The sequence below is a fragment of the Glutamicibacter sp. 363 genome (assembly GCF_052379505.1).
In the GTDB taxonomy this organism is placed as follows: Bacteria; Actinomycetota; Actinomycetes; order Actinomycetales; family Micrococcaceae; genus Glutamicibacter.
This window is the reverse complement of the sequence record NZ_JBQSYR010000079.1, coordinates 1-1013: the sequence shown is the minus strand read 5'-3', so window position 1 is coordinate 1013 and position 1013 is coordinate 1. Positions and strand designations below refer to the sequence as shown.

The 1013-nt window shown below is 56.1% G+C and carries 1 protein-coding gene; it reads right to left on the bottom strand.

Translation table 11 applies throughout. The features are described from left to right. Window positions 1-31: 31 nt before the first annotated feature. Window positions 32-865, bottom strand: coding sequence for an IS5 family transposase (locus ACT3UA_RS18930; RefSeq protein WP_096286794.1), 834 nt, complete (start codon window positions 863-865; stop codon window positions 32-34). Window positions 866-1013 lie beyond the last annotated feature (148 nt).

Here is a 1013-nt window from a genome sequence, read left to right as displayed (position 1 = left end):
AGAGATCGCGCCAATAGGTGAACGTCCAGCATTAAGGCTTTCGATTAGGCCGTGAATCCCACCGATACGTCACCCATGCTTCGCGAATCAACCTGCGGAGCACGATAATGCTGTTCGCCAAGCTGATCATTGCCTCAATAACACGAGCCCTTCGTTCGGTGCAGATCGCTAGCTTTTTGAACCCGCGGTTGTGCCACGAGTTGGTTCGTTCCACGACCCAGCGGACTCCGGCTTGCAAGGGTTCGCCCTTGGTGCTGATTTCCCAGTCGCATCCTAGCTCGGTGAGCAAGCCTCGGGTTTGCCGGCTGTCGTAGCCGGCATCCAGATGAACCTTGATCTGCTCTGGGAGCAGGTATCCAAATCGGGAAAGGCGTTCGAGGGTCGGGCGCAGCAACGGTGAATCGTGCCGGTTCGCTCCAGCGATCACGCAGCCGACGGGGATGCCTTTCCCATCGGTCATCAGGGAGCGTTTGGTGCCTTGCTTGCCGCGGTCTACTGGGGATTTGCCGGCAGCTTCGCCGCCGCAGGGTGCTTTGACCAAGCAGCCGTCAATGACGAGGTTTTCAAGGTCGAGCCCAACGATGCGGTCGTAAGCTTCCAGGCAGAGCTGTTCCAGGTCGTTGAAAATCCCGGCGGTGATCCATTCGTCGCGGCGGCGACGGATGGTGGTTGCTGAGCAGGTGGTGTCGCTGATTTTTGCGTAGGCCGCTCCAAGGATGAGGACCTGGATGAGTTTGTCGAAGATGATCCGGTCGCTGATTCTTGGTTTGTGGCATCCCCAGGGGTGTGTGACGTTTCGCTCTGGGAGCAGTGCTTCGAATTGGCTCCAGAGGGGGTTCATGATGGATGATGGTAGGGCAGGCACGTGACTTCCTGTGTCAAACTTTTTCTTGGTCGAAATATGTTTAACACTGTCCGTGCCTGCTTCACTGCTTAATGACGTTGGTGACTTGGTTAATTACTCTGGCATTAATAGTTACCGTGGTTTTGGCCCATCTATTGGCGCGATCTCT